The sequence below is a fragment of the Pectobacterium versatile genome (assembly GCF_003932035.1).
Lineage (GTDB): Bacteria > Pseudomonadota > Gammaproteobacteria > Enterobacterales > Enterobacteriaceae > Pectobacterium > Pectobacterium versatile.
Map to the genome: position 1 here is coordinate 3,501,296 of NZ_CP034276.1, position 23,864 is coordinate 3,525,159.

The following is a 23,864-nucleotide window of genomic DNA, read 5'->3' on the forward strand; positions in this document are numbered from 1 at the left end:
AAGCCTACAATAATAACGGGTATCACCTCGCACACAGTGCGGGACAGGGGTAACCTGCAACAGTACGGATAAGGGGAAAAGTGTATGTCAGGCTTAGTGAATGGCAAATGGGTTAACGGCGATGTCGCGGCGGAAGAGATCAAAAACGGGGCGTTCCACCGCGAAGAAACCAAATTTCGGCAAACCGAGCTGGTGCCAGAGGCCGGGCGTTACCAGCTTTTTGTCTCCTACCTCTGCCCGTGGGCATCGCGCACGCTGATTTTCCGCAAGCTGAAAGGCCTGGAGAACATTATTTCCCTCTCCGTTGCCAACCCGCGTATCGCCGATAACGGCTGGGAATTTGCCACACCACAGGATGCCGGCGAGCATGTGGGGGAGATAAACTATCTGCACCAGTTGTACACCGCCAGCGTGCCCGACTACACCGGAAAGGTATCAGTCCCTGTGCTGTGGGATCGGGTAGAAGGCCGCATCGTGAACAACGAATCGGCGGATATCATCCGTATGTTGAACAGCGAATTTAACGACCTGACCGGCAATCACCTTGATTTCTACCCGTCAGAGCTGCGTAGCGAGATCGACCGCTGGAACGAAACTGTTTACCACAACGTCAACAACGGCGTGTATAAGACCGGGTTCGCCAAAACGCAGGAACACTATAACGATGCCGTCACCACGCTCTTCGCCACGCTGGACGAACTGGACGATCATCTGGGTAGCCATCGTTATATCATCGGCGACACGCTGACCGAGGCCGACTGGCGTCTGTTTGTGACGCTGGTGCGTTTTGACGTGGCCTACCACGGCGCGTTCAAATGTAATCTGAGGCGCATTGCCGACTACCCGAACCTGTCGAACTACCTGCGTGAACTGTACCAGTGGCCGGGCGTCGCAGAAACGGTCAATATCGAGCACATCAAAGCGGGCTATTACGGTATTGCCTGGCTGAACCCGACGCAGATTGTGCCGGTTGGCCCACAGGTCGATTTATATCAGCTCCACAACCGCGAAACGTTCGGAAAATCCCGTATCGCCACGCGTTAATACAGCCTTATCTGGCCTGTTCCATTAATGGCAGGCCATTCTTTATTTAGGTCAAAAAAATTGATTTACGTCAAACAAAGGCCCCACTTTTCGTGTGTCGTCTACTGCAATTTACCCCTATTAGCGCTAGAATCCTCCGCCTTTACTGCTCCCGCCGTGGAGCAGCCTGACTTGTGATCAGAATCGAGAGATACCATGTTTAAACCGGAACTGCTTTCTCCGGCCGGTACGCTGAAAAATATGCGCTACGCCTTTGCCTATGGCGCGGACGCGATTTATGCCGGTCAACCTCGCTACAGCCTGCGCGTGCGCAATAACGAATTCAACCATCAGACGCTGGCGCAAGCCATTAACGAAGCGCATGAGCTGGGCAAGAAATTTTATGTGGTCGTTAACATCGCGCCGCACAATGCCAAACTGAAAACCTTCCTGCGTGACCTGCAACCCGTGATCGAAATGGGGCCGGATGCGTTGATCATGTCCGATCCGGGCCTGATTATGCTGGTGCGCGAAAACTTCCCGCAGATGGATGTTCACCTTTCCGTTCAGGCCAACGCGGTCAACTGGGCGACAGTGAAATTCTGGCAGCAGATGGGGCTGACGCGCGTGATTCTGTCCCGCGAACTGTCGCTGGAAGAGATTGCAGAAATCCGCCAGAACGTCCCGGATATGGAACTGGAAATCTTCGTTCACGGCGCATTGTGCATGGCCTATTCCGGTCGCTGCCTGCTGTCCGGCTACATCAACAAGCGCGATCCGAATCAGGGCACCTGCACCAACGCCTGCCGCTGGGAATATAAGGTTCAGGAAGGCAAAGAGGATGACATCGGGAATATCGTTCATCAGCACGAACCTATCGCGGTGAAAAACGTTGAGCCTGCGCTGGGCATCGGCGAACCGACCGACAAAGTCTTTATGCTGGAAGAAAACCTGCGCCCCGGCGAGTACATGAGCGCATTTGAAGACGAGCACGGCACTTACATCATGAACTCCCGCGATCTGCGTGCCATTCAGCACGTTGAACGCCTGACGCAAATGCAGGTTCATTCGCTGAAAATCGAAGGCCGCACCAAGTCATTCTATTATTGCGCCCGTACCGCACAGGTGTATCGCCGCGCCATTGACGACGCTGTCGCAGGGAAACCGTTCGATCCGACGCTGCTGGAAACGCTGGAAGGCTTGGCGCACCGTGGCTACACCGAAGGCTTCCTGCGTCGCCACGTACATGAAGATTACCAGAATTACGAATACGGCTACTCCGTTTCCGATCGTCAGCAGTTTGTCGGTGAATTCACCGGCGTGCGTCGCGATGGGCTGGCGGAAGTCAATGTGAAGAACAAATTTTCCTGCGGCGACAGCGTGGAGATGATGACGCCAAACGGCAATATTCAATTCACCATCGAATCTATGCAGAATACCAAAGGACAGCCGACCGATGTGGCACCGGGTAACGGCCATATCGTCTATCTGCCCGTGCCGGACGATGTCTCGCTGGATTACGCGCTACTGCTGCGCAATCTGCCGGGCACCACCACGCGCAATCCTAACGCGGAATAAACCGGTAATAACGCCGGATGTCGCGTACATCCGGCAATGCCTCCCACAAGGCAATCCTTCCTTGCAGTATGCTCCCCCCTTATCGACCTTCCCCAACCGCGAATCAGTACGTCAGCCGTCCGAAGGTATCGTTACAAAGCTCAGGTTTTTTTTAACGAATATTAGAAACAGATCACATCAATTAGCTGGTCTTGTGGTTAGTATTGCATCGCTGAGAAAACATAGAACGAAAAATAAGCGTAGTGATACTACTAGGAACCACCTCCTTGGCCAGCTCAATCTCCCTTGAGCTGGCTTTTCTTTTTCTCACGCCCCCCTATTTCCCTACCGCAAACATTCCCTGACTCTTCTGATTTCTACCTACCGATTTAGTGACTATTATTAATTCCACTATCCTGCTTAGGAGAAATAGGCCATGGAAAAAAATCCGGTGACGCTGCTGATTCTGAATGGGAAAAGCGCGGGTAATGAAGAACTTCGCGAGGCCATTGGTGAGCTACGCAAGGACGGCTATACGCTGCATGTCCGCGTGACCTGGGAATACGGCGATGCCAAACGCTATGTGGAAGAGGCGATTCAGCTCAGCGCGGATAACGTGATCGCCGCTGGCGGAGACGGTACCGTCAATGAAGTTGCCGCCGCATTAGCGGTACAGCCGGAAGCGGTTCGCCCATGTCTGGGGATTGTGCCGCTGGGTACAGCCAACGATTTCGCCACCAGCTGTCAGATTCCGATGGAAATGCACAACGCGTTGACGCTGGCGATCAAAGGCCGCGCCACCGCGATTGATATCGCCAAGGTGAACGACAGCCATTACTTCATCAACATGGCGACGGGCGGATTTGCCACGCGCATCACCACCGAGACACCGGCCAAGATGAAGGCCGCACTCGGGAGTGCCTCATACGTGCTGCACGCGCTCTTTCGCATGGATATGCTGCAAGCCGAGCGCTGTGAGATTCGCGGGCCGGATTTTCACTGGTCGGGGGATACGCTGGTTGTCGCGGTGGGTAATGGCCGTCAGGCTGGCGGCGGGCAGCAGCTTTGCCCGGAAGCGCTAATCAACGATGGGCTGCTGGAGCTGAGCGTGCTGTCGGCAACAGAGCTGCTGCCGAATATGCTTCAAGCCTGGTTTACCGGCAGCGAAAACCAGAACATGATTTCCGCTACACTGCCCTGGCTGGAGATCACCGCCCCGGATGACATGACGTTTAATCTGGACGGCGAGCCGCTCACCGCCAAACGTTTCCATATCGAGGTGCTTCCAGCAGCGATTCACTGCCGGCTGCCGCCCCAGTGCTCGCTGCTGGAATAGCGGCGCGTTTCGATTATTCCTGTTTCAACTATTCCCGCTTCAGGCGATTACTGTTTGCCAGATACAGCGTTACCACCAGCAGCAGAATCGCCGCGGAATAAATCAGCGTATCCGATGGGCTTTTGTGATCGACAATAATCAGGCGAATGATGGCCGTAATGCCGATGTAGATAAAATAGCGCAGCGGGAAGTGATAGCCGGACTGGAAATACTTCACGATCAGCGCAATGAACTCAAAATAAAGGAAATAGATCACAATGCCTTCTATCAACTGATAGGAGGAATCTTTCTCGTTGGAGATCAGCAGCACTTTCGCCAGATGAAACGTTTCCTTGACCAAAAAAATCACCAGAATAATTGCCAGCACCAACAGGCCGATATTGAGTATCGTCTGAAGCGCCTTGGCAGCCATCGCACTGCGAGCAGAACCTGCCATATGTTATCCCCACATCCTATTTCACATTAACGCCAAGATTTCACAGCAAAGTAACCGGATGCCCCCGCACTGTCACGCCAAAATACGCTTAATTTAGTTTGAAATTACTGGCAAATATGTCACGCAAAGTACAAGTCAATTTACTTATGCCCGTCATACTTCAGGTTACCTGTGCGTTTTACCACCAGCGGTGGAAATGATGAACAGGGCCGATTCCGTGCCCGACCTCTAGCGTGTCGGCCTGCTGTAACGCCTGCTGTAAATAGTCCTTCGCTACCTTGACCGTCTCGCCCCAGCTATCGTGACGCGGCCGCAGCGCCGCCAGCGCGGCAGACAGCGTGCAGCCGGTGCCGTGTGTATGGCGTGTATTCACGCGCGGGGAACTAAAGCGCAGTGGTTCGGCCTGCCGGCTGAACAGCCAGTCCGGGCTTTCCGCTTCACTGAGGTGACCGCCTTTCATCAGCACCGCCTGACAGCCCATCGCCAGCAGCGCCTCCCCCTGCTCACGCATTTCCCGCTCGTTGGTGGCGGGTGATGTATTCAGCAACGCGGCGGCCTCCGGCAGGTTCGGCGTAATCAGGGAAACCAGCGGCAACAGCTCACGACGGATCGACTCCACCGCCTCGGAAGCCAGTAGCGGATCGCCACTTTTCGCCAGCATCACGGTGTCCAGCACCACGAAAGGCACGGTGTAATGACGCAGGCGCTCGGCAACGGTTTCAACAATATCGGTCTGCGCCAGCATGCCAATCTTGGCGCTGTCGATACGCACATCGCTCAGTACGGAATCCAGCTGCGCCGCGACAAAATCTGGTTCAATCCGGTAGACGGACTGCACGCCGCGCGTATTTTGCGCCACCAGCGCGGTAATGACCGACGTGCCGTAAGCGCCCAGCGCGGAAAAGGCTTTTAAATCCGCCTGAATACCCGCCCCGCCGCTCGGATCGGTGCCTGCAATCGTCAACGCATTGATACGCTTCATGCCAGATCCTCCGCGCGCAGGGTATAAAGCCGATCGAGAAAGTTGGGAATAAAACTCCCCGTACCTTGCGACGCCGAAGCTGCCTGCTGCCCCGCTAACGCCATGACATAGCACGCCGCCGCTACATGGGATAAGCAATCCCCCTCTAAGGAACAGAAACCCGCGACGACCGCCGACAGCGCACAGCCCGTGCCAACCACCCGCGTCATCATGCTATCGCCGACGGTTACCGCGATATCTCGCTCACCGTCCGTGACATAATCCACCACGCCGGTCACCGCAACAATCGTCCCCACTTGCCGAGCCAGCTCGCGGGCGGCAGGGAGCGCCGCCAGCGAATCATTAGCGCTATCCACGCCACGCCCCTGTGCGGCTAAGCCCGCCAGCGCCATAATTTCAGACGCATTGCCGCGAATTGCTGCCGGTTTCCACGCCAGCAGTTCACGACAGAATTCACTCCGAAAGGTCAAACCACCTACGGCAACCGGATCGAGCACCCACGGCGTACCCGCCTGATGTGCACTGTTTACCGCCGCCCGCATCGCCTCAGCGCGCGTACGTTCCAGCGTCCCGACATTAATCAGCAGCGCATCGGCCACCACGCTGAACTGCGCGGCTTCTTCGGGATCGACCACCATTGCTGGCGACGCATTCAGCGCCAGCAGCACATTAGCGGTAAAAGATTGCACCACATCGTTGGTCAAACAGTGCACCAGCGGCGAGGCAGAACGGAATTGGGTTAGTGATGTTGCTGCCTGAGCGGCAGAAAAGTCGGCGGGTCGCGTGTTCATAAATCTCCCAACCGGCGTGGAAGAAGGCGGCAACCGGTGGGGCATACCGTGACTTCCCTACGCTGGCATTATCCAGATCAGGTGGTACGGGTATTTCTCAGCCTTCACAAAGAAGGGCACCCCGAGTCATGTACTACGCTTTGCAGAATAAGTAAGTGACGCCAGTAAAGCAAGCCATCGCCCTCCGACACAAAATGAAAAACCACTGGCACGTTGTGACATAGAGAAAAACGCCATAACCCTTTAGACTGGTTAATCAAACCCATACTGAGGAAATTGTGATGACGATGATAAAGAGTTATGCCGCACCGGAAGCAGGCGCAGCGCTGGAGTTGTATGAGTTTGATGCGGGTGAACTGCAAGCGGAAGACGTCGAAGTCGTAGTTGATTACTGCGGCGTGTGCCATTCCGATCTATCAATGATCGATAACGAATGGGGCATGTCGAGCTATCCGCTGGTTGCCGGGCATGAAGTGATTGGCCGTGTACATGCGCTAGGTGACGCGGCGAAAAGCAAAGGATTAAAGATTGGTCAGCGCGTCGGCATTGGCTGGACGGCTCGCAGCTGTGGGCACTGCGATGCCTGTATCAGCGGCAGTCAAACTAACTGCCAGCAAGGCAGCGTGCCGACCATCCTGAATAAAGGCGGTTTTGCCGATAAGATTCGCGCGAACTGGCAGTGGGCTATCCCGCTTCCTGATTCCATTGATATCGAATCTGCGGGTCCGTTGCTGTGCGGCGGCATCACCGTGTTCAAACCACTGTTAATGCACCATGTCACCGCAACCAGCCGCGTCGGCGTGATCGGTATCGGTGGTCTGGGACATATCGCAATTAAGCTCCTGCACGCGATGGGCTGTGAAGTCACAGCATTCAGTTCGAACCCAGCCAAAGAGCAGGAAGTGCTGGCGATGGGTGCCGATAAGGTCGTCAACAGCCGCGATCCGCAGGCGCTGACCGCACTGGCAGGCCAGTTCGATCTGATCATCAACACCGTGAGCGTCGATCTGGAATGGCAGCCCTACTTCAATGCGCTCGCCTATAACGGGAAGTTCCATACCGTCGGCGCGGTGATGAAGCCATTCAGCGTTCCAGCTTTCACGCTTATCGCGGGTGACCGCAGCGTTTCCGGTTCTTCTACCGGCTCACCGCATGAGCTGCGTTCTCTGATGAAGCTCGCCGCGCGTGCCAACGTGAAGCCGCAGACGGAGCTGTTCCCGATGTCGAAAATCAATGATGCCATCCAGCACGTACGTGACGGCAAAGCCCGCTACCGCGTGGTACTGAAAGCCGATTTTTAATCGGTCAAGACGCCTGAGCAATCAGGCGTCTGCTTTTGCAGAATCAGTCCGCCCTACACCATCCTCTGGAGTACACCTGCGGTTAACATAATACTGAATCTATTCAATCTATTTCATGATAGGATTAAAAGGTGATACAAGAGGAGGTGAGCGATGCCTTTTAAACAATATGATCATGATTTCATTGATAAAAATAAGAAAACGTCTTACCCGGTAAGGCTCGCCCTATTATCGTCAACGCTGATCGTTATATTTAATGTCCTGTTCTTAAAGCATCGAGATTTTCAGGAGCAGTTGCACAACAATCCTGGGTTTTATACCGATGCGATCGCACTGATTTTTCTTTTTTTTATCTTATCGTGTACCAGTAAAATATCACTTAATCACACTTCGGCCTTATCCATTCGCCTCGGGCTACACGTATGGATATGCTCCGCCACGTTTGATTTTATGGATGAGTTTGTTTATCAGACTAAATTTATTGGATACTACGTTGAGGATTTACTGAAAATTATTGGTATGTTTGGCGTCGGATTTGGTGTTTATAACCTGATACAGCAAATCAACAATAAGTATGTTGAAGCCAGGATACAGTCATTTAGCGATGAACTCACCCAGCTTCCTAATCGTCGGTTTTTTATTAACGAATTAAAAAAACTCGAAGCAAAAACACCCTATTTATTTATTATCGACATCGATAATTTCAAAGTCATCAATGACAAATATGGTCATACGAAAGGCGATGAAATATTAAGTAAATTCGGCCATATTCTTTCCCGTTTCGATAATAGTGAAGTTGTCGCAACCCGAATCGGTGGCGAAGAATTCGCGATTATTCTGTATGCCGGGACACAGGCTCGGGCAGAGAAGCTGGCAAGAGAAGTACTAAAAAATGCGAACAAAATCATCATTAAAAATATGCATCATCTTTCTGTCAGCATTGGAGCGGGTAAGAAACAGCCTCAGGAACCCACTGAACACTTTATGAAGCGCGTGGATGTTGCACTTTACCAGGCCAAAAGCACAGGTAAAGGCAAGGTTGAATGGGCTCTGGAACCGAAAGAAAAAAACCTGTAGCCCGCCCCTCTTATCCCCATAACACGGCCGCATGGACGCGCCGTCCGCTGAAAGACATCAACGCCATTTTCGCTGAAATGAAAGACGGGAAAATCACAGACCGTATGGTGATCGATCTGCCACGGTAAGCCGCGATTGATTAATATAAAACGAGATAGCACAGCGCTATCCCGTCTGTTTTCTTTATAGCTTAGCTAAGCGTTTGTGTATTACCGGGACACACGAGCTGCTTACTTTTAATATGGTAAACCTCGACGTCAGGACGCGTAAAAAAGGCAATTTCCCACGGGTTTTTAGTGACGAATTCATGGCGTACTTTTTCATAAAGCGGATTGTCACGCGCGATAATAAACGCTTCCCCTTCAATAATGGTGTAGTTCCATTCAATGGCCCGCTCGAAGGTATAATGGCTGCGTTCATCCATCGCAAAAAAGCAGTGCGGATTACGTTTGAGCAACTGAGATTTAAAGGTCTCAGGGAACGTAATCAGGAAGATATCGTTATCCACGGACGACAGGAATGCCAGCACCGTAGTATGCGGCTGTTCGGCGGCCATAGTAATTAATACACCGACCTTATTGGAGAAATCCTGCTTTTCCGTCGGTGGAAAATCAACCATTGGCGTCAAGGGCACCGGCATCGACGGGCGGTCGTCTTGTGGAAACTGATAGCCCGGTTCGCGGATATCCAGCACAGGCGTGAAACCGTGCAGGAGCTGGCACTCTCTCGGTTCCAGTACGACCCAATCGCCATCGCTGGCGATCACTCGCCCTTTGTAAGAGGCACGATAAACCTGAATATTGGCATCAAATTCATCAACCCCGGAGCGATTATCAAGGTGGATAGTTGCCAGATCGCCAACGGCAAACTCATGCCCGTGTGGGAAAAAAACGCGCAGACTGTTATCCGCATTGGGATAGACGCCGCAAATATGGATGACCATGCCACCCTGCTTATAACCCGCCAGTACACCGAGAGTTTGCTTTCCTAGATAGCTCACGAGACTCATACATCACGCCTTATTCAGATTGGGCTTCAGAGAGGATGCGACCCTGCTTCACTCGGGCCGCTCCAGCAGCGGTCAGGAAACGGAGAAATCATTCACGCTAACCGCATCACTTCCTACCTATCAACGGAGAAAGCGCTGAAAACTTTAGGCTGAATAGGTAGGAATTAAAAGCGATAAGTAGGACGTACCACCCAGTTATTTCAGCACCAGCATAGTGATTCCCACGCCGATCAGCATCAGACAAAACGCCCCACGCAGGTAAACAACTGGCAGCTTGTGTGCTAAAGCCACGCCCCAGGAAACACTAAAGATCCCGCCCAACGCCAGCGGTAAACCAATACCCCAGTCAACGTTACCCGCCTGCGAGTAGGATAGCAGCGCCGCCAGTGCGCCCGGCACAACAAGTATCAACGCCATGCCCTGCGCCTGCGTTTGCGCAAAGGCAAACAGCGTAACCAGCACTGGCACCACAACCAGACCGCCGCCGACGGTAAAAATACCGGACATAAACCCGCTCGCTACCCCAAGCAGCGGCAGGTATTTGGTCGACAGCACAACTTCCGACGTTTGGCTGCGCTTCTTGTTATACCACTGCCACATATAGAACGCCGCCAACACCAGCAGGAAAGTGGCAAAGGCGCGCTGGAGATTGTGAACATCAATCGATGAAGCGATGTGAGCCGCAAGGTAAGCAGACCCCGTCGCGAAAGCACACATGGTCAGCGCCACCCGCGTATCAATGCGGTTACGCTGGCGATAGCGTAGAAAACCAATCAGCACGTTAGGCGTAATCATCACCAGCGCGGTTCCCTGTGCCATATGTTGATCCATCCCGAAGAGCACGCCCAGAATCGGAATCGCGATCAGCCCACCGCCAATTCCCAGCATTCCTCCACAAAATCCCAGTCCAATCCCCAAAAGCAAACACAACAACATATCGCTGAACATCATTAAGCTAAACATAAAAAATGCATGACCTATATATCACAAGACTATCTGGAGAACCGCGTTTCAGGCCGTTAGACAGACAATGGCTTTAGGGTAAATATTCCGCGATTTCGATCAAATTCAGATCGGGATCGCGCAGATAGAGAGAACGGATTGGCTGCGTTGCACCGGTTCGCATCACCGGTCCTTCGCTAATTGGCCAGCGGCAGCGCGCCAGATGATCCATAACCTGTTCCAGCGGCACCGACGCAATAAAGCACAGGTCGAGCGATCCCGGAACGGGCAGATGCGCTTTCGGTTCATGTTCGGCACCGCGCAGGTGCACATTGATTTTTTGATGACCAAAATGAAAAGCAACGCGCCCATTTGCAAACGTTTCCTCCCGCATTTGCAACACATCAACATAAAAATGTCGGGTCGCCGCAAAATCAACGCAGGTCAATACAAGGTGATCGACATGATCGATAAGTGACATTGATAAGTCCTATCCTGAACGATATTTCTCACATCCTAGGAGTAACGCGGTCTTTTGATAATCCCTGAATACTCAATGACCCTTTCCTGTCAGGAAAACCATCCGCTGTGCTAAATTACAGCCTGACATAAGACATGTGCCAACATGCTGCGCGGAATCAAACTGCCAGCGCTTGTGCTGTTTTCCAGCTCTGCTGAGGACTCTCGATACGCCATGATTAACCCGACGCACTTTGACCTCCAGTCGCTCCGCATCTTTTTGCAGGTTGCCCAAACCGGTAGCCTGACCAAAGCCGCAGAAAAGTTCCACATTACGCTTTCAGCCCTGAGCAAGCGTATCGCCGAACTGGAGCCCACCGTGGACTGTGCGCTGTTTATTAGAATGCCGCGCGGCCTGACGTTAACCCCGGCAGGAAAGGAGTTGGTGAATCACGCGCGCAATGTGTTGAGCAACGTGGAGCGCATGGCGAGTGAAATGAACGACTACGCCGTTGGCGTGCGCGGCCACGTACACATGTGGGCGAACACCTCCGCGATTATTCAGTTTCTTCCGCAGGATCTGGCGTCATTCCTTCTGGCCCGTCCGCTCATTCGTATTAACCTGGAGGAAAAGCTCAGTAAGACCGTGGTGACGGCGCTCGCGATGGGAGAAGCCGATATCGGCATCTTCGCTGACAATGTCGGCTCGCAGGGGGTCGAAAAGATTCCTTATCGTCAGGACAAGCTTGTCGTACTCGTTCCGCCACAGCACCCGCTTTCCGCAAGGCCAGAAGTCAGCTTTAACGACACGCTGGGCTACGACTATGTCGGCCTCAACAACGGCAGCTCGTTGCTGAAACAACTGAAAGATGCCTCAGATGAGCTGGGGAGAGTGCTGCGCCTGCGGGTGCAGGTCAGCAGCTTTGACGGCATTTGTCGCATGATCGAAGCGGGACTGGGGATCAGCGTCTTGCCGGAAGGGGCCATTCGCCCAGGGGTGCTCGGCACCGGGTTACGCGCCATCAGTCTCACTGACGAGTGGGCCTCACGCCAGCTCTGGCTGGGCGTGAAATCCGGCGCGACATTGCAACCTGAAGTCGCCAATCTGCTGACACATCTGCGGCAATGCGGCACATAAAAGTGAAGCGCGGGCCTTAGCCTTCTTCGCTACCCGTTTTTTCATAGCCTAGGCGGCCAACAAAGGGTAAACGCAGCGCGGGCGGGTTCATATCCACGCCCATGTTCAGCCCCAGAATGTTGGCCTCAATTCCCTCTTCAATGCCCATAGTTATACCCAGCACGCCCAGCAGCGAGATCTGCACGCCGCTTCCCGATGGCGACAGCCCCACTGGGCGCGTGATCGGGCGGTAATCTTTGCCAATGGCATTAGCGGGCATATCCAGCTTGAGCGCGGGCACTTCGCGGCCAATGTGCGCCAGAAACGTATTACTGTTCGGTCCCGGCCAGGCGTGGTAAGTATTCGGCCACGGATAGCTTTTTATCGCAGCTTCAATCTGTGGGATCATCACTTCCGCCTTGTCGCCACGGTGCTCTACCAAGAGCTTCGGTTTCGCACCGTACCAATACGCATCGGCCACCGAACGGTTAAGACGGACGACGTTATCGCTCCCCCAGCTCACGACCTCATAGCGGCGATATTGGGTTTCCCCTGCTTTCTTGAAAATGATCCACGGGTGTACCGCCACCAGCCCACGCCAGCCGTACGTCGGCGCAGCATAAACCTGCACGATGGCAGTCTGGCGAAACTGCACAGGGTTCGGCGCCAAGCCGGAAGAATCACGTTTGGCAGACCACCAGCTTTGCCCATTAAACGTTTCGCCGTTACGCGTTGATTGCGCCCAGCTTTGCCAAAAAGACAGCAACAGCATACAAATAAACCCAATCCCCAAAAATTTGAGGTACGTCATAGGCCAGATAGCTCACTAAAAAGATGGAACGGAATCGATACGCATGTGAGCGAGTGCCCACAGTGAAAATCGCTCAAAAAATCATTTCGCCAGTTTACTGCCAGTTGGTAGTTAGGTTAAAGCACCAGGTGAAACATTGACCTATTTTTACGTTATGTGGGTACAACGACAACCGTCTCAAAGCGTTTTATGCAACGTTCGTTTTAATTCGAGGATCTATTGAAAATAAACCTAAAATAAACAAACCATCAAAAAATACATTCTAATTGAATAATGAGAAATAAACTAATCAGCACGCATTGTTATATTTATTTTTATAACACCTTCCTGCCATAAATAAATCCCTGACTATAATCATCGGTAAGATTAGTAAACGACTCACCTCTGAGAATAAACATGGAGAAATTAAATGATAAGAAATAATAAGCACCTTAAGTCTACGGTATGCGCATTGTCATTAGCCGCATTAACGCTAGGTTCAGCGGTTTCACTCGCCTGTACGCGGTTCGTTTATATGGATCCACAGAACCCTGATTACCCCGTTACCGCCCGTTCGATGGACTGGGCCGACGATACCGATACTAATCTCTGGATTTTCCCACGAGAATTAAAGCGCTCTGGCGCCGCGGGCCAGTATTCTCTGGAGTGGACATCAAAATACGGCAGCGTTATTGCCTCTGCTTTTGATGGCACCGAAAAAATGGCTTCCACAACCGATGGAGTAAATGAAAAAGGGTTGGCAGCTAACGTGCTCTGGCTGGCTGAGTCTGAATACCCTAAAATCAAGCCGACAGCGAAAAAACCGGGATTAAGTGTTGCCGCGTGGGCGCAATACGTGCTGGATAATTTTGCTACCGTCGATGAAGCCGTGCAATCGCTACAACAGGAAAAATTTATACTGGTTACCAAAGATGTACCGGGACAGAATCGGCTGGCCACGCTGCACCTCTCGTTATCTGATTCGTCTGGCGACAGTGCAATTATTGAATATATCGATGGCAAACAGGTTATTCACCATAATAAAAATTATCAGGTAATGACCAATTCCCCCGCTTTCGATCAGCAGTTGGCGCTGAATGCCTATTGGGATCAGATCGGTGGCAATGTGATGCTGCCGGGAACGAACCGCGCCGCCGATCGATTTGTTCGCGCCTCATTCTATGTGAAAAATGTTGCCCCCAATAAACTCATTCCTGGGGTGGCAGAAAAAAGTAAAATAGAAAAAGATAAAGCGGACTTAGCTACCGCATTTAGTATCATACGTAATGTGTCGGTCCCTTATGGTTATTCCTTACCGGGCATGCCAAATATTGCCTCAACGCGCTGGCGTACCGTTGTCGATCATAAATCGCTACAATACTTTTTTGAGTCTGCCGTATCCCCCAATATTTTTTGGGTTGATCTGAAAAAGATCGATTTTGCTCCGCGTGGAGGTAACGCAGCCAAGCTAGATTTGGGACAAAATCAAAGTACCATTTATTCTGGTCAGGCTTCAGAACACTTTAAGCCGGCTACGCCGTTTAAATTCGCGGGGCTATAAACTGGGAAGTTATTTCCCGATATTCTGTTTATTTCACGATGATGTTAAAGCGCCATGTTCGCATGGCGTTTTCGCGCAATTACAATAAATCAGGATATCTACAGACTAGTTACAATGCCTTCGCATTCCCTGCCCATTCAGCATAGAAATGGCTCGAACAAATTCCAGGTTCAATTTCCTTTATCTCTGTGTTGACTAATCCCAGATTGACAAAGGGATCGTCGGCCAGAATATCTTCCATATCAGAAAGTTCTAACCCGTAGGCTAAAATAAACCCACCTGTTCCATCCTCCAACGGGCCAGCAAAAATAATATTTCCTTTTTTAATATAATCCGCCAGCCATTTTTTGTGGGCGTCAATACTCTTTTCAAGTTCATCTTTCGGGCTGGTGTAATACAGCGTAATGGCATAGAGCATGATTGCTACCTCAATGATTATTGAACGGCTATATCTTATTTACGCTATGGATGTAACCACAGAATGGATAGAGGACTGCGCATTTTGGATTTCACGATGCTTAATTTCATCCCCTTTTGAAGCGCCTTCCGCACGGACGAAATGAATATCGGTAATACCAAGAAACCGGAAAAATCCCTGAAGATAACGTTCCTGAAAATCCATATCTAAAAAAGGCGGCGTAGTATAAAAACCACCACGGGAGGAAACCACAATAACCGTTCTTCCCCCAGATAAACCTACTGGGCCTTTTTCCGTATATTTAAAGGTCTTTCCTGCCTGCGCAAGACGGTCCAGCCACGATTTCAATTGGCTAGAGACAGAAAAGTTATACATCGGCGCGCCAATGACGATAACGTCATTGGCCAGAAATTCCGCCACCAATGCTTCAGAGAGTTGGTGTTCCCGCAGCGTTGCCTCATCCGCTGAAGAAGACGCTATTTGGCGGAAACCCGCCGCAATCGGCCCGGTTAAGTGGCGTATTTCATCTTTAACCACATCCCGATAAGCAACGACGGCATTCGGATGCTGTTTGACTAACTGTTCCACAACGTCAGCAGAAATCTGTCGGGAAACGGAACCGCTCTCAAGAATACTGGAGTCTATATGTAAAATGTTCACAATGACTTCTCCTACATTGAGTTTCAACGCTCACTTATTTAACTGCTTTAGCTGCGCTATCAATAAAATCCGCGACAGCTTCCGGGTGTGACACCAGAGACATATGGCTGGACGAAATAGACTGTGTTTTTGCGCCGATATGGCTCGCGATGTCTTTCTGAATCGATGGATTTAATGCCTTGTCCTTCCCCGTCAACAAATACCAGGTCGGTTTATTTTTCCACGCCGCCTGCTGAACACGGTCGCCAAAGGCTTTTGCCGCAATCGGTTGTTGCACCGCAGCCAGTGCCTGCGCTTTCTTTAGGGGAACATCACCCGCCATCACCTCACGGTACTGTTCGGGGTTATCCAGCCAAATTAACCCATTGGCATCAGGGGCCATGCCTGCCATCGGCGCTTTCAGGCGTTGCAATAAATCAGAGACGGATTCCCCACTGTCTGGCACCAGCGCCGACAAATAGACGATGCCGCGTACGTTAGGAGCATTGCCAGCCTGCGTCACGACGGCCCCCGCCCATGAATGCCCCACCAGCAGCACATCGCCCTGCTGCCTTTGCAGCACGCGCTCCGTCGCTTCAACGTCATCCGCTAAGGAAGTTAGCGGGTTTTGCACCGCCGTCACGTGGTATCCCATTTCCTGTAGTCGCGCTGTGACGGCAGACCAGCTGGAGCCATCGGTAAAGGCACCGTGGACCAAGACGATATTGTTAATTTTTGCCGCCTCCGCAACATTGTGAACGCTGGCAGACAGCACCAGACCTAACGCGATAGCCAGATGGCCGAGCCATTTAATGCGGTGATGCGTCATACGCTTTCCTCTGGAAGGGTGATACGGCTGCCGGTTTCCCCCCGATGCGTTTCATCAGGGGTAGCGAATGGTTGAATGTTAATCGTAGTTGATGCTTGCGGTAAGGTGGCAAACTTGACATAGTTCATGCAAAATTCGCCAAATGTTGTCTGGCAGGCAAAATCACTATGCACATCTCTATTCTGGCGCTGCCGGGCAGTATGCAGTCGGCCATATCTGGGCTTTCCGATATCTTCTGGATGGTTAATCAGACGCTCATAACACAGCCTGATAGCATCGCATCTACCGACTCGCCGCTGTCTTTTGAAACATCCATCGTCAGTGCAGACGGCAAGCCCGTGCGTGATGCTCAGGGCAGGCTGATTCACGTAGACAGTTCGTTTGACGCAGTGGGCAAATCGGATGTCGTGCTGGCAACAGGAATGATGCTCGGGCCCGATAAATTACCGATGTCGATGTCATCCGTTAATGAATCCGCGCTGTGGCTCAGGGAACAATATCGACAGGGCTCACTGATAGGCGGTGCCTGTGCGGGGGGATTTATTCTGGCCGAGGCCGGGCTGCTGGATGGGCGGTTTTGCACCACGACATGGTGGCTCTACCACACGTTCAAGCAGAAATACCCGAAGGCAAAGCCGGTGTGGGGCAAAGCGCTGGAAGAACAAGATGGCATCATTACCACCGGTGGGCCGCTGTCCTGGGTCGAACTTGCCCTGCATATTATTCGCCGCAGTGGCGGACATAAGCTCGCAAAATTAGCGGCAGATATCGCAGTAGCAGATAGCCAGCCCCTTTCTCAACGTATTTATGCTCCGCAGGGGTTCATTAATACCGTACATCCTTTGCTGCTGCGTGCCGAACAGCTCATCCGCTATGAGAACCCATCAATTACCGCGGAAGAATTAGCAAGCGCCCTGAATTTCAGTGACCGAACGCTTCACCGCAAGCTCAAAGATCTCACAGCGGAAAGCCCGAAAAACTTTATTACCCGCGTCAGGATCGAAATGGCCTGTCGACTGCTTGAAAACCCGATGACCCATATCAAGCAGGTCGCCGCCGAATGTGGCTACAGTGAAGACACCGCCTTCCGACGCGCCTTTTCCCAGCAAATGGAGATGACGCCGACCCAGTTCAGGAAATGGGCGCTGTTGAGGAATAATCAGCAGCTCGCGCTGGATCATGAGGATGATGATTAAGGCGATGGCATTTGCCAACATCGGTTATACCAACCAACATGACGAGATACCGGACTAAACTGGGCACGCGATAGCGTTACGGCTTACACAAACAAAGCGTCAGTAAACTCTGGCGCTTTCTCATTTATGTCCTCTGATCCCTGCTCTCATTTCAATCTTACCGCAGCTAGGCATCGTTCATTTCTTATGCTAAATTATACCCATATAGATATAAACGCATGGATCGCGCTAATGAAATCACTCTACTGGGTTGGCAGTAGCAAAAAGGATCTCCAGTCGCTACCTGCAGATGTGCAGGATGTGTTCGGTTATGCACTTCATCTGGCTCAAACTGGTGGTAAACACACTCAAGCTAAGCCGCTGAAAGGTTTTGGTGGTGCGGGCGTATTAGAAGTCGTTGAGGATTATATCGGCGATACTTATCGCGCAGTCTACACCGTCAAATTTGGAGAAGCAGTATACGTTCTACATGCTTTTCAGAAAAAATCGTCATCTGGAATTGCAACACAGAAACCCGATATGAACACCATTCGTGAACGCCTTAAAACCGCAGAGAATCATGCAAAAGGAGCATAATATGAGCCAGGATATTGAAGTCAGCAGCGGTAATGTATACGCCGACCTTGGTAACTTGCATGCTGAAGGTATGTTGGTTAAAGCGCAGCTTGCTACCCTGATTAGCTCAATCATCAAAAGCCGCCGTCTCACACAGGCAGAAGCAGCGAAGCTATTGGGCATGCCCCAACCAAAGCTATCCAACCTATTGCGTGGCCAATTCAGGGGAATCAGCGAAACCAAAATGCTGGAATGCCTTACAAAGCTGGGGCGCGATATACAGATCGTTGTAGGGAAGCCACGCCGCACACCGGGTAGCGTTAAAGTCGTGTTTGCATGATTTCATTGCACGATAAGATTTACGGTTTACATGAAAAAGCGCCATCCATGAATGTAATGCCGATCGTTTAAGGATCGAGATACCGGGGGCTACCACGGTGCGAGGTATCCCTACGGGAACCTCATCACCGTGTTTCCCCCTAAATCCATGTTTAAGTGAACAGCATTACATCGAGGAATAGCGCTTTCACCTTTTTCTACCCTACTCCCTGCCCTCATTTCACGCCTGAATAACGCGACGGCCAAATCTCTTCCGGCCTTTTCCCCATCGCTTCGGCAATCAAGCGTTCGCCTTTCGGCCAGTGTCTGGTGAGCGCATTCGCCAGCGTAGATGACGCCAACCCCGCCGCTCTGGAAACCGCCGCCAGCGTCGTCCCTTTCTTCCGTAATCCCGCGATGATATCCGCCGGGTGCCAGTCAGTGTGATTCATTCCATTTTCCTCCACCTATCAAAAACCCTTTTTGATTTCCGTGTGGGTAGGATCGCTTTTTGTGATGAGTAAGGCCACGGACGATGAGTCACATCTTTAAGGTGTTAGACGAGTGTTATGATTCTGACTATCTATTTATGCGAGTAGATACAAAAGTTTCGTGCGTGCTAACCGCCGTATTTCTCTGTTATTTCATCACGCACCCGACAGCGCTCAATCGCCGCAGCGCCTTGACCACTGGCTTTTTGGCGCTAATTGCGTCGCTACGCTATACCTTCGGCGTTCGTGACCGCTACTCGGACCGCCAGTGACGCGTTTACTCGCCCCATAAATGGGGCTCGCCCTTCGGGCCAGCACAAGTGCTGTTCAAAAACGTCTCGACGTTTTTGTCAGACGCGGCACTGACTTTCGCGGCGTCCATGCCGCTCATCCAGCGGCCACGATCGCCTCAGCGCAATTTTTTACGCCGAGAGGGAAAAATATATATTTACTTCACTCTGAATTTAAAAATCCACTAGGCATCTCATTCAATTTAATTGGATTTTAAAAAACCGATTAAAATTAAAAAACCATCCTTTTAATAAATCATCCCATCCCAACCAGCCATTGTAGTAAAACTATAATAATGTAGGTAGACGCACCTATTCCCATAAGAGATAGAAATATAAAAAACCTAGTAATCAATGGACTAACATATCTCTGAGGAACAATTATAACTTTATTAGCCACACACTCCTTAGACCTCACAAATAGAACATCAGGAGGATTGTCATTTATTGAAAACAACTCTATCCTGATAGAGTCCTTGGGAGATAAGCTTTTAAAAACCATTATATATCGATTATCTTTTTCAATGAATTCATCGTAATGATGGATAGGCCATATATTCAAAAACCTAGGTTTATAATTAAAAATAACACTAACATCCGTTGCACTTTCACGACCATCATTAACTAAAAAAAGAGAACGTGTAAAAACCAACTGTTTTTCTTTTACAAGATTATTACTTTCGTCATACAGTGGTTCATTTAATAGAAAAGTGAACTCATGAAGATCTCCAAAGGATAGCTTAGCCTTTCCTTTTAAATAACTATTCAAACCCCACGTCAGAAAAACGACCAATATAGAAAAAATCTCTTTACTATATGTAACAAGAAGCCCCATATAACCATCCTTTTAGAATAAATCAATACAAACTCCCAGCCCCCCGATTATTACACCAGAATTATTAATTATAAAATGCTTTTACCTTTTTCCTTCCTCAGCATCAAAATTATGCTGAGGTGAGCAAGACCGCCGAGTGAGCCGCATGAATGCTGTGAAAGTGAGTGCCGCGTCGAGAACGCGTCACTCACGGCTCGAAAAACAGGAATGAACACCGAAGGAACCACGCAGCAACATAATTTCTGCCAACAGCCTGGGTTCTCAGGGCAACGGCGACTGAGCGCCCTAAGTTGGGCTTGACACCGTTACAACAGATAAATTCATTATCTATCACGCACGAAACCTCCTCCATCCGTAAATAAAAAACTTAGTTCCAAAGCCTGATGTACCAATACGCTCGAAGGCATCCTTGCAAGGTTGTCGTTTTTAAGTTACAAATATTAAAGGACTAAGGACTTGCGAGGACGCTATCTTGTATACAGTAAAACGTTACCAAAGCAGTGACGGTAAAGTCCCTTACACTGAATGGATACAGAAACTGCGCAAGAAAGATCCTCGCGCTGCTTCAAAAGTAGATATCCGAATAGATCGCGCAGAAAAGGGAAATTTCGGCGACCATAAATTTGAAAGAGACGGTGTCTGGGAGCTCAGAGTTGATTATGGTCCAGGCTATCGAGTGTATTACGCGATAGAAGGCGATAAGATGATTTTGCTCTTCACCGGTGGCGATAAATCAAGCCAAAGCAAGGATTTAGATAAAGCGGTGCAATACTGGCGGGATTATCAAAAGAGGTAACATCATGGCAATCATCACTCAATCAACTAAATTCGAAAAAGCCATTAGCCACGATGATGCAATGGTTGCAGAACTACGAGAAAATCCTGAATACGCAGAAATATACCTCCAGACGGCACTAGAGGATATTTATGAGGAAGGTGGCATCGCTGCATTCCTGACAGCATTACGCCGTGTTGTTGAAGCGCGTGGCGGAGTGGGCGAAATAGCCAAAAAATCGGGACTGTCTCGCCAACAGCTATACAGAACATTGTCTGAAAATGGTAATCCAACGCTAACTACACTTACAGAAATCACCAGAGCCGCAGGCGTTCGGCTTATTCCCCATACTCACAATAACTAAAAATATCAGTAGCTCAAGAGCCCAAAAAGACGTAAAAAAACCCGCAGTTACGCGGGTTTAATAGGCTTTTTGCTCTGAGCTATCCTATCACTCAGCAAGCGCTCAGTTCGGATTTAAGACAAGCAAAATTCGCCTCAAGGTGCTCAACTAGTGACCTCTGACATCCTTCAGCAACCCATGCGTCGATCGAAAGCCGCATTGCACCGACACCAATCATTGCTGCAAGGCGTAGGCCGAATCGTCTCGCAACATCTGGCCAAAGCTCGCACAGAGCCTCGTAGGCGGCTTGCTCCATTCGCAGGAATTTAGCCTGATTACCCAATTGGAGCTGTTCAGTCGACTGCACAATTCTGCCAATCAATACCGCGACATCCGGACGCATATTTACCGTCTGAGTAACCAGCGCCGCTTGGATAGTCGCGATTGGCGATGCAGCCACACCCTTCTTCAGTATCTGGGCATGTAGTTCACCCGGTAGCGCATTTTGCCAAGCCAAAATGATTTCTTCCTTAGAGCGGAAGTAGTGAAAGAAGGTTCGTCGGGCGATGCCTGACGCTTCAGCAATCGCATCGAGTGTCGTGGCCTCATAGCCGTTCTCTGCAAACAACTTCAGGCCTACTTCAGTGATGCGGTGGTGCATCTCGCGGCGCTTCTTTTCGCGAACGCCGTCTTTGTTTTTCAACTCATATTCCATGGCAGGGCTCTCGCAAATTTGGGGCTTGAATATTTGCACCAAGTGCAATATTTTAATTTGCACTCGGTGCATAAATATATCATCGATACCTCATTTTCCCAACTTTGGAAATCGCATATGAGAGCCATACGCATTCACAATTTCACAGAAACGCCTCGCAGAGAGGACATCCCCATGCCTGATATCGGTCAAAACGACGTGCTCGTGCGTGTGGAGGCAACAGCCCTTAACCCTCTTGATGCACTCGTAGCATCAGGGGTCGCCCGCCAGTTCTTCGACATCACCATGCCCATCACACTCGGTACAGATTTCGCAGGGACGATTGAGCGCGTTGGTGCGAGTGTTACAAAATGGAACATCGGCGACAGGGTGATTGCCTGGGTTGATGCCGGATCAGGAGGTGGCCTTGCAGATTTTGCGGTTGCACCCGCCCACGCATGCGTGCAGTTGCCCGAAAGCCTTTCAGCCGCGCAGGGCAGCGCGATTCCGACTGCTGGGATAACCGCATGGCATGCCCTATTCTCCTGTGGCAAGCTGAAAGCTCGTGAGACGGTACTGATTCATGCGGCCGCAGGCGGCGTTGGCAGCTTTGCTGTTCAGTTCGCCCACATGGCTGGGACGCACGTCATTGCGACCGCGTCTGGCAGTGGCCTTACTCTTGCTCTAGGTCTGGGAGCAGACGAGGTCATTGATTATCGATCGCAGGACTTCACTAGCCTAGCAACAAATGTCGATATGGTTCTCGACCTCGTAGGCGGCGAGACCCAAAGCCGATCCTACAAAGTCCTCCGCACGGGAGGCCGTCTTGTTTCCACTGTCATGCCGCCCAACGAGGAAGAGGCACGGGCACACGGGGTAACAGCCAGTATCTTTTACGCCAAGCCCTTCGCCACTCGCTTAGACGATCTCGTCACAACGATCGCTAACCGAAATTTGAAAGTGATCATTGACCATGCAGTTCCCTTCGATCGCTTTGAGGAAGCGTGGGATCACCAGATCTACGGTCACGCACGTGGCAAAACCGTCATTCTTTCACAATGAAACTCACCAACGCACATTAGGATAATTTCATGAACCCCTCTAACCTTGGCGGCACGTTTACCCCTATTGGCACATCGTTGAACCTGAAGCGAATGGGCTATGGCACCATGCAATTGCCCGGCACGCACGTCTGGGGTCCACCACGCGACAAGGACGCTGCTTTGGCAGTACTGCGCGAGGTGATAGCTCTGGGAGCCAATCACATCGACACAGCCGAATTCTATGGTCCAAGCGTATCCAACCAACTCATCCATGAAGCGTTGTCACCTTATTCTGATCGCCTCACGATCGTTACCAAAGTCGGCTTCGTACGTGGTGACGATACATCTTGGGTACCCGATCTTACGCCGGATGGGCTCAAGCGTGCTGTGCATGAAAACCTCACAAGCCTCGGTTTGGAAACACTCGATGTTGTCAATTTGCGGCTAGGTGGCGCATACGGACCAGACGACCGACCGATAGCCGAATCATTGGATGCACTTGTTGAACTTCAGCGGCAAGGCCTGATTCGTCACATTGGATTGAGTAATGTCTCACCCACGCAATTCGCCGAAGCCAAGTCGATAACGACAATCGTGTGCGTCCAGAACCAATATAATTTGGTCAAGCGTGATGACGATGAATTCATCGACACTCTGGCAGCACAAGGGGTGGCCTATGTTCCCTTCTTCCCGTTGGGCGGGTTTTCGCCGCTGCAATCGTCTCTCCTTTCGCAAGTGGCTGACGAAGCCGGAGCAACACCAAAGCAGGTTGCACTAGCATGGCTACTACAGCGATCTCCTAACATTTTGGTCATTGCTGGAACATCATCTACGACGCATCTTCGAGAGAATTTCGCCGCAGCAGAACTCGTATTGTCACGCGAGCAGATCGCTAAGCTTAATAGCATTTCGCAACAGGTAGATTGATTATGCTTAACGTGGTGGGTGTCTTTAGTGAGAAACAACCATACCGATGAACTTCTTCAAAATGTGAAAAGCCCGCAATTACGCGGGCTCCTGGGCATTTCTTGCTAGATGGTGCCGGGCAATGCCGGAC

General features: G+C 50.9%; 27 protein-coding genes, 1 pseudogene and 1 riboswitch. Of the genes and pseudogenes, 15 read left to right on the plus strand and 13 right to left on the minus strand.

Going from position 1 to position 23,864, the window contains the following annotated elements:
• The first annotated feature begins 84 nt into the window (after nucleotides 1–84).
• The 3 genes from EIP93_RS15885 to yegS all read left to right on the plus strand — a co-directional run bounded on the left by EIP93_RS15885 (nucleotide 85) and on the right by yegS (nucleotide 3,916).
• Complete coding sequence (locus EIP93_RS15885; protein WP_103862491.1) at nucleotides 85–1,044, plus strand: glutathione S-transferase family protein; 960 nt, start codon at nucleotides 85–87, stop codon at nucleotides 1,042–1,044.
• Nucleotides 1,045–1,239: 195 nt separating this feature from the next.
• Nucleotides 1,240–2,601 carry a prephenate-dependent tRNA uridine(34) hydroxylase TrhP gene (gene trhP, locus EIP93_RS15890; RefSeq protein WP_103940871.1) on the plus strand — a complete coding sequence of 454 codons (1,362 nt, stop codon included), beginning with the start codon at nucleotides 1,240–1,242 and terminating at the stop codon, nucleotides 2,599–2,601.
• A gap of 415 nt (nucleotides 2,602–3,016) precedes the next feature.
• Nucleotides 3,017–3,916 (plus strand): lipid kinase YegS, encoded by a 900-nt coding sequence (yegS, locus tag EIP93_RS15895; protein ID WP_103940869.1) that lies wholly within the window; start codon nucleotides 3,017–3,019, stop codon nucleotides 3,914–3,916.
• 28 nt (nucleotides 3,917–3,944) lie between these two features.
• Here yegS and psiE read toward each other — a convergent pair whose 3' ends face one another.
• The 3 genes from psiE to thiM form a co-directional block, all read right to left on the minus strand.
• Nucleotides 3,945–4,352 carry a phosphate-starvation-inducible protein PsiE gene (psiE, locus tag EIP93_RS15900; RefSeq protein WP_125232962.1) on the minus strand — a complete coding sequence of 136 codons (408 nt, stop codon included), beginning with the start codon at nucleotides 4,350–4,352 and terminating at the stop codon, nucleotides 3,945–3,947.
• A 178-nt stretch (nucleotides 4,353–4,530) separates the two neighbouring features.
• Nucleotides 4,531–5,334, minus strand: coding sequence for a bifunctional hydroxymethylpyrimidine kinase/phosphomethylpyrimidine kinase (gene thiD / locus EIP93_RS15905; protein ID WP_103940867.1), 804 nt, complete (start codon nucleotides 5,332–5,334; stop codon nucleotides 4,531–4,533).
• Nucleotides 5,331–6,125, minus strand: a complete 795-nt coding sequence (gene thiM / locus EIP93_RS15910) for a hydroxyethylthiazole kinase (protein WP_105879448.1) — start codon at nucleotides 6,123–6,125, stop codon at nucleotides 5,331–5,333. Before thiM ends, thiD begins: the two co-directional genes overlap by 4 nt.
• Before the next feature lie 37 nt (nucleotides 6,126–6,162).
• Nucleotides 6,163–6,259: riboswitch (TPP riboswitch) on the minus strand.
• 147 nt (nucleotides 6,260–6,406) lie between these two features.
• Between thiM and ahr the strand changes: the two genes are divergently transcribed.
• From ahr to EIP93_RS23035, 3 genes and pseudogenes are all read left to right on the plus strand, one after another.
• On the plus strand, nucleotides 6,407–7,426 hold the full coding sequence (gene ahr, locus EIP93_RS15915; RefSeq protein WP_039475016.1) for an NADPH-dependent aldehyde reductase Ahr: 1,020 nt from the start codon (nucleotides 6,407–6,409) through the stop codon (nucleotides 7,424–7,426).
• 153 nt (nucleotides 7,427–7,579) lie between these two features.
• Entirely contained in the window at nucleotides 7,580–8,503 is a 924-nt protein-coding gene (locus EIP93_RS15920) for a GGDEF domain-containing protein (protein WP_103940861.1), read from the plus strand.
• Between the two features lie 35 nt (nucleotides 8,504–8,538).
• Nucleotides 8,539–8,631 (plus strand): annotated as a pseudogene (locus EIP93_RS23035) (zinc-binding dehydrogenase); the annotation flags it as partial.
• A 62-nt stretch (nucleotides 8,632–8,693) separates the two neighbouring features.
• Here EIP93_RS23035 and EIP93_RS15930 read toward each other — a convergent pair.
• The 3 genes from EIP93_RS15930 to EIP93_RS15940 all read right to left on the minus strand — a co-directional run bounded on the left by EIP93_RS15930 (nucleotide 8,694) and on the right by EIP93_RS15940 (nucleotide 10,935).
• The gene (locus EIP93_RS15930; RefSeq protein ID WP_103862500.1) at nucleotides 8,694–9,512 is read right to left on the minus strand and encodes a hypothetical protein; all 819 of its coding nucleotides are present in this window, start codon (nucleotides 9,510–9,512) and stop codon (nucleotides 8,694–8,696) included.
• Nucleotides 9,513–9,707: 195 nt separating this feature from the next.
• The gene (locus EIP93_RS15935; protein WP_164496800.1) at nucleotides 9,708–10,475 is read right to left on the minus strand and encodes a sulfite exporter TauE/SafE family protein; all 768 of its coding nucleotides are present in this window, start codon (nucleotides 10,473–10,475) and stop codon (nucleotides 9,708–9,710) included.
• A 73-nt stretch (nucleotides 10,476–10,548) separates the two neighbouring features.
• The gene (locus EIP93_RS15940) at nucleotides 10,549–10,935 is read right to left on the minus strand and encodes a VOC family protein (protein WP_010305519.1); all 387 of its coding nucleotides are present in this window, start codon (nucleotides 10,933–10,935) and stop codon (nucleotides 10,549–10,551) included.
• A gap of 144 nt (nucleotides 10,936–11,079) precedes the next feature.
• Here EIP93_RS15940 and EIP93_RS15945 point away from each other — a divergent pair, with 144 nt between their 5' ends.
• Nucleotides 11,080–12,051, plus strand: coding sequence for a LysR family transcriptional regulator (locus tag EIP93_RS15945; RefSeq protein ID WP_241229557.1), 972 nt, complete (start codon nucleotides 11,080–11,082; stop codon nucleotides 12,049–12,051).
• 16 nt (nucleotides 12,052–12,067) lie between these two features.
• Here EIP93_RS15945 and EIP93_RS15950 read toward each other — a convergent pair whose 3' ends face one another.
• Nucleotides 12,068–12,841, minus strand: coding sequence for a DUF3750 domain-containing protein (locus EIP93_RS15950; RefSeq protein ID WP_103940855.1), 774 nt, complete (start codon nucleotides 12,839–12,841; stop codon nucleotides 12,068–12,070).
• 409 nt (nucleotides 12,842–13,250) lie between these two features.
• Here EIP93_RS15950 and EIP93_RS15955 point away from each other — a divergent pair, with 409 nt between their 5' ends.
• The gene (locus EIP93_RS15955; protein ID WP_103971620.1) at nucleotides 13,251–14,381 is read left to right on the plus strand and encodes a linear amide C-N hydrolase; all 1,131 of its coding nucleotides are present in this window, start codon (nucleotides 13,251–13,253) and stop codon (nucleotides 14,379–14,381) included.
• Between the two features lie 109 nt (nucleotides 14,382–14,490).
• Here the strand turns inward: EIP93_RS15955 and EIP93_RS15960 are convergent, their stop codons facing one another.
• From EIP93_RS15960 to EIP93_RS15970, 3 genes are read right to left on the minus strand one after another with little or no spacing between them, the layout of a single operon-like run.
• Entirely contained in the window at nucleotides 14,491–14,799 is a 309-nt protein-coding gene (locus EIP93_RS15960) for a YciI family protein (RefSeq protein ID WP_103940851.1), read from the minus strand.
• A gap of 39 nt (nucleotides 14,800–14,838) precedes the next feature.
• Nucleotides 14,839–15,459 (minus strand): FMN-dependent NADH-azoreductase, encoded by a 621-nt coding sequence (locus EIP93_RS15965; RefSeq protein WP_103940849.1) that lies wholly within the window; start codon nucleotides 15,457–15,459, stop codon nucleotides 14,839–14,841.
• Nucleotides 15,460–15,493: 34 nt separating this feature from the next.
• Nucleotides 15,494–16,267 (minus strand): alpha/beta fold hydrolase, encoded by a 774-nt coding sequence (locus tag EIP93_RS15970; protein WP_125232963.1) that lies wholly within the window; start codon nucleotides 16,265–16,267, stop codon nucleotides 15,494–15,496.
• A gap of 167 nt (nucleotides 16,268–16,434) precedes the next feature.
• Between EIP93_RS15970 and EIP93_RS15975 the strand changes: the two genes are divergently transcribed.
• From EIP93_RS15975 to EIP93_RS15985, 3 genes are all read left to right on the plus strand, one after another.
• Nucleotides 16,435–17,463 carry a GlxA family transcriptional regulator gene (locus EIP93_RS15975; protein WP_107333256.1) on the plus strand — a complete coding sequence of 343 codons (1,029 nt, stop codon included), beginning with the start codon at nucleotides 16,435–16,437 and terminating at the stop codon, nucleotides 17,461–17,463.
• 231 nt (nucleotides 17,464–17,694) lie between these two features.
• A complete protein-coding gene (locus tag EIP93_RS15980) occupies nucleotides 17,695–18,039 on the plus strand; it encodes a type II toxin-antitoxin system RelE/ParE family toxin (protein WP_103940843.1) in 345 nt (114 codons plus the stop codon).
• Between the two features lies 1 nt (nucleotide 18,040).
• Nucleotides 18,041–18,358: a helix-turn-helix domain-containing protein gene (locus EIP93_RS15985; protein WP_125232964.1), complete on the plus strand. Its 318-nt coding sequence runs from the start codon at nucleotides 18,041–18,043 to the stop codon at nucleotides 18,356–18,358.
• Between the two features lie 214 nt (nucleotides 18,359–18,572).
• On the opposite strand, the gene EIP93_RS15990 is transcribed toward EIP93_RS15985, so the two are convergent.
• A complete protein-coding gene (locus EIP93_RS15990) occupies nucleotides 18,573–18,788 on the minus strand; it encodes a helix-turn-helix domain-containing protein (protein ID WP_010279992.1) in 216 nt (71 codons plus the stop codon).
• A 585-nt stretch (nucleotides 18,789–19,373) separates the two neighbouring features.
• Nucleotides 19,374–19,952, minus strand: coding sequence for a hypothetical protein (locus EIP93_RS16000; protein ID WP_103183417.1), 579 nt, complete (start codon nucleotides 19,950–19,952; stop codon nucleotides 19,374–19,376).
• A gap of 469 nt (nucleotides 19,953–20,421) precedes the next feature.
• On the opposite strand from EIP93_RS16000, the gene EIP93_RS16005 reads away from it, so the two are divergent.
• A complete protein-coding gene (locus EIP93_RS16005) occupies nucleotides 20,422–20,748 on the plus strand; it encodes a type II toxin-antitoxin system RelE/ParE family toxin (protein WP_164498029.1) in 327 nt (108 codons plus the stop codon).
• A gap of 4 nt (nucleotides 20,749–20,752) precedes the next feature.
• Nucleotides 20,753–21,091, plus strand: a complete 339-nt coding sequence (locus EIP93_RS16010) for an addiction module antidote protein (RefSeq protein ID WP_010279998.1) — start codon at nucleotides 20,753–20,755, stop codon at nucleotides 21,089–21,091.
• Between the two features lie 91 nt (nucleotides 21,092–21,182).
• Here EIP93_RS16010 and EIP93_RS16015 read toward each other — a convergent pair whose 3' ends face one another.
• The gene (locus EIP93_RS16015) at nucleotides 21,183–21,785 is read right to left on the minus strand and encodes a TetR/AcrR family transcriptional regulator (protein WP_103941405.1); all 603 of its coding nucleotides are present in this window, start codon (nucleotides 21,783–21,785) and stop codon (nucleotides 21,183–21,185) included.
• Between the two features lie 174 nt (nucleotides 21,786–21,959).
• Between EIP93_RS16015 and EIP93_RS16020 the strand changes: the two genes are divergently transcribed.
• Entirely contained in the window at nucleotides 21,960–22,826 is an 867-nt protein-coding gene (locus EIP93_RS16020) for an NADP-dependent oxidoreductase (RefSeq protein ID WP_241229558.1), read from the plus strand.
• 29 nt (nucleotides 22,827–22,855) lie between these two features.
• Complete coding sequence (locus EIP93_RS16025) at nucleotides 22,856–23,734, plus strand: aldo/keto reductase family oxidoreductase (RefSeq protein WP_103940835.1); 879 nt, start codon at nucleotides 22,856–22,858, stop codon at nucleotides 23,732–23,734.
• Nucleotides 23,735–23,864: the final 130 nt, after the last annotated feature.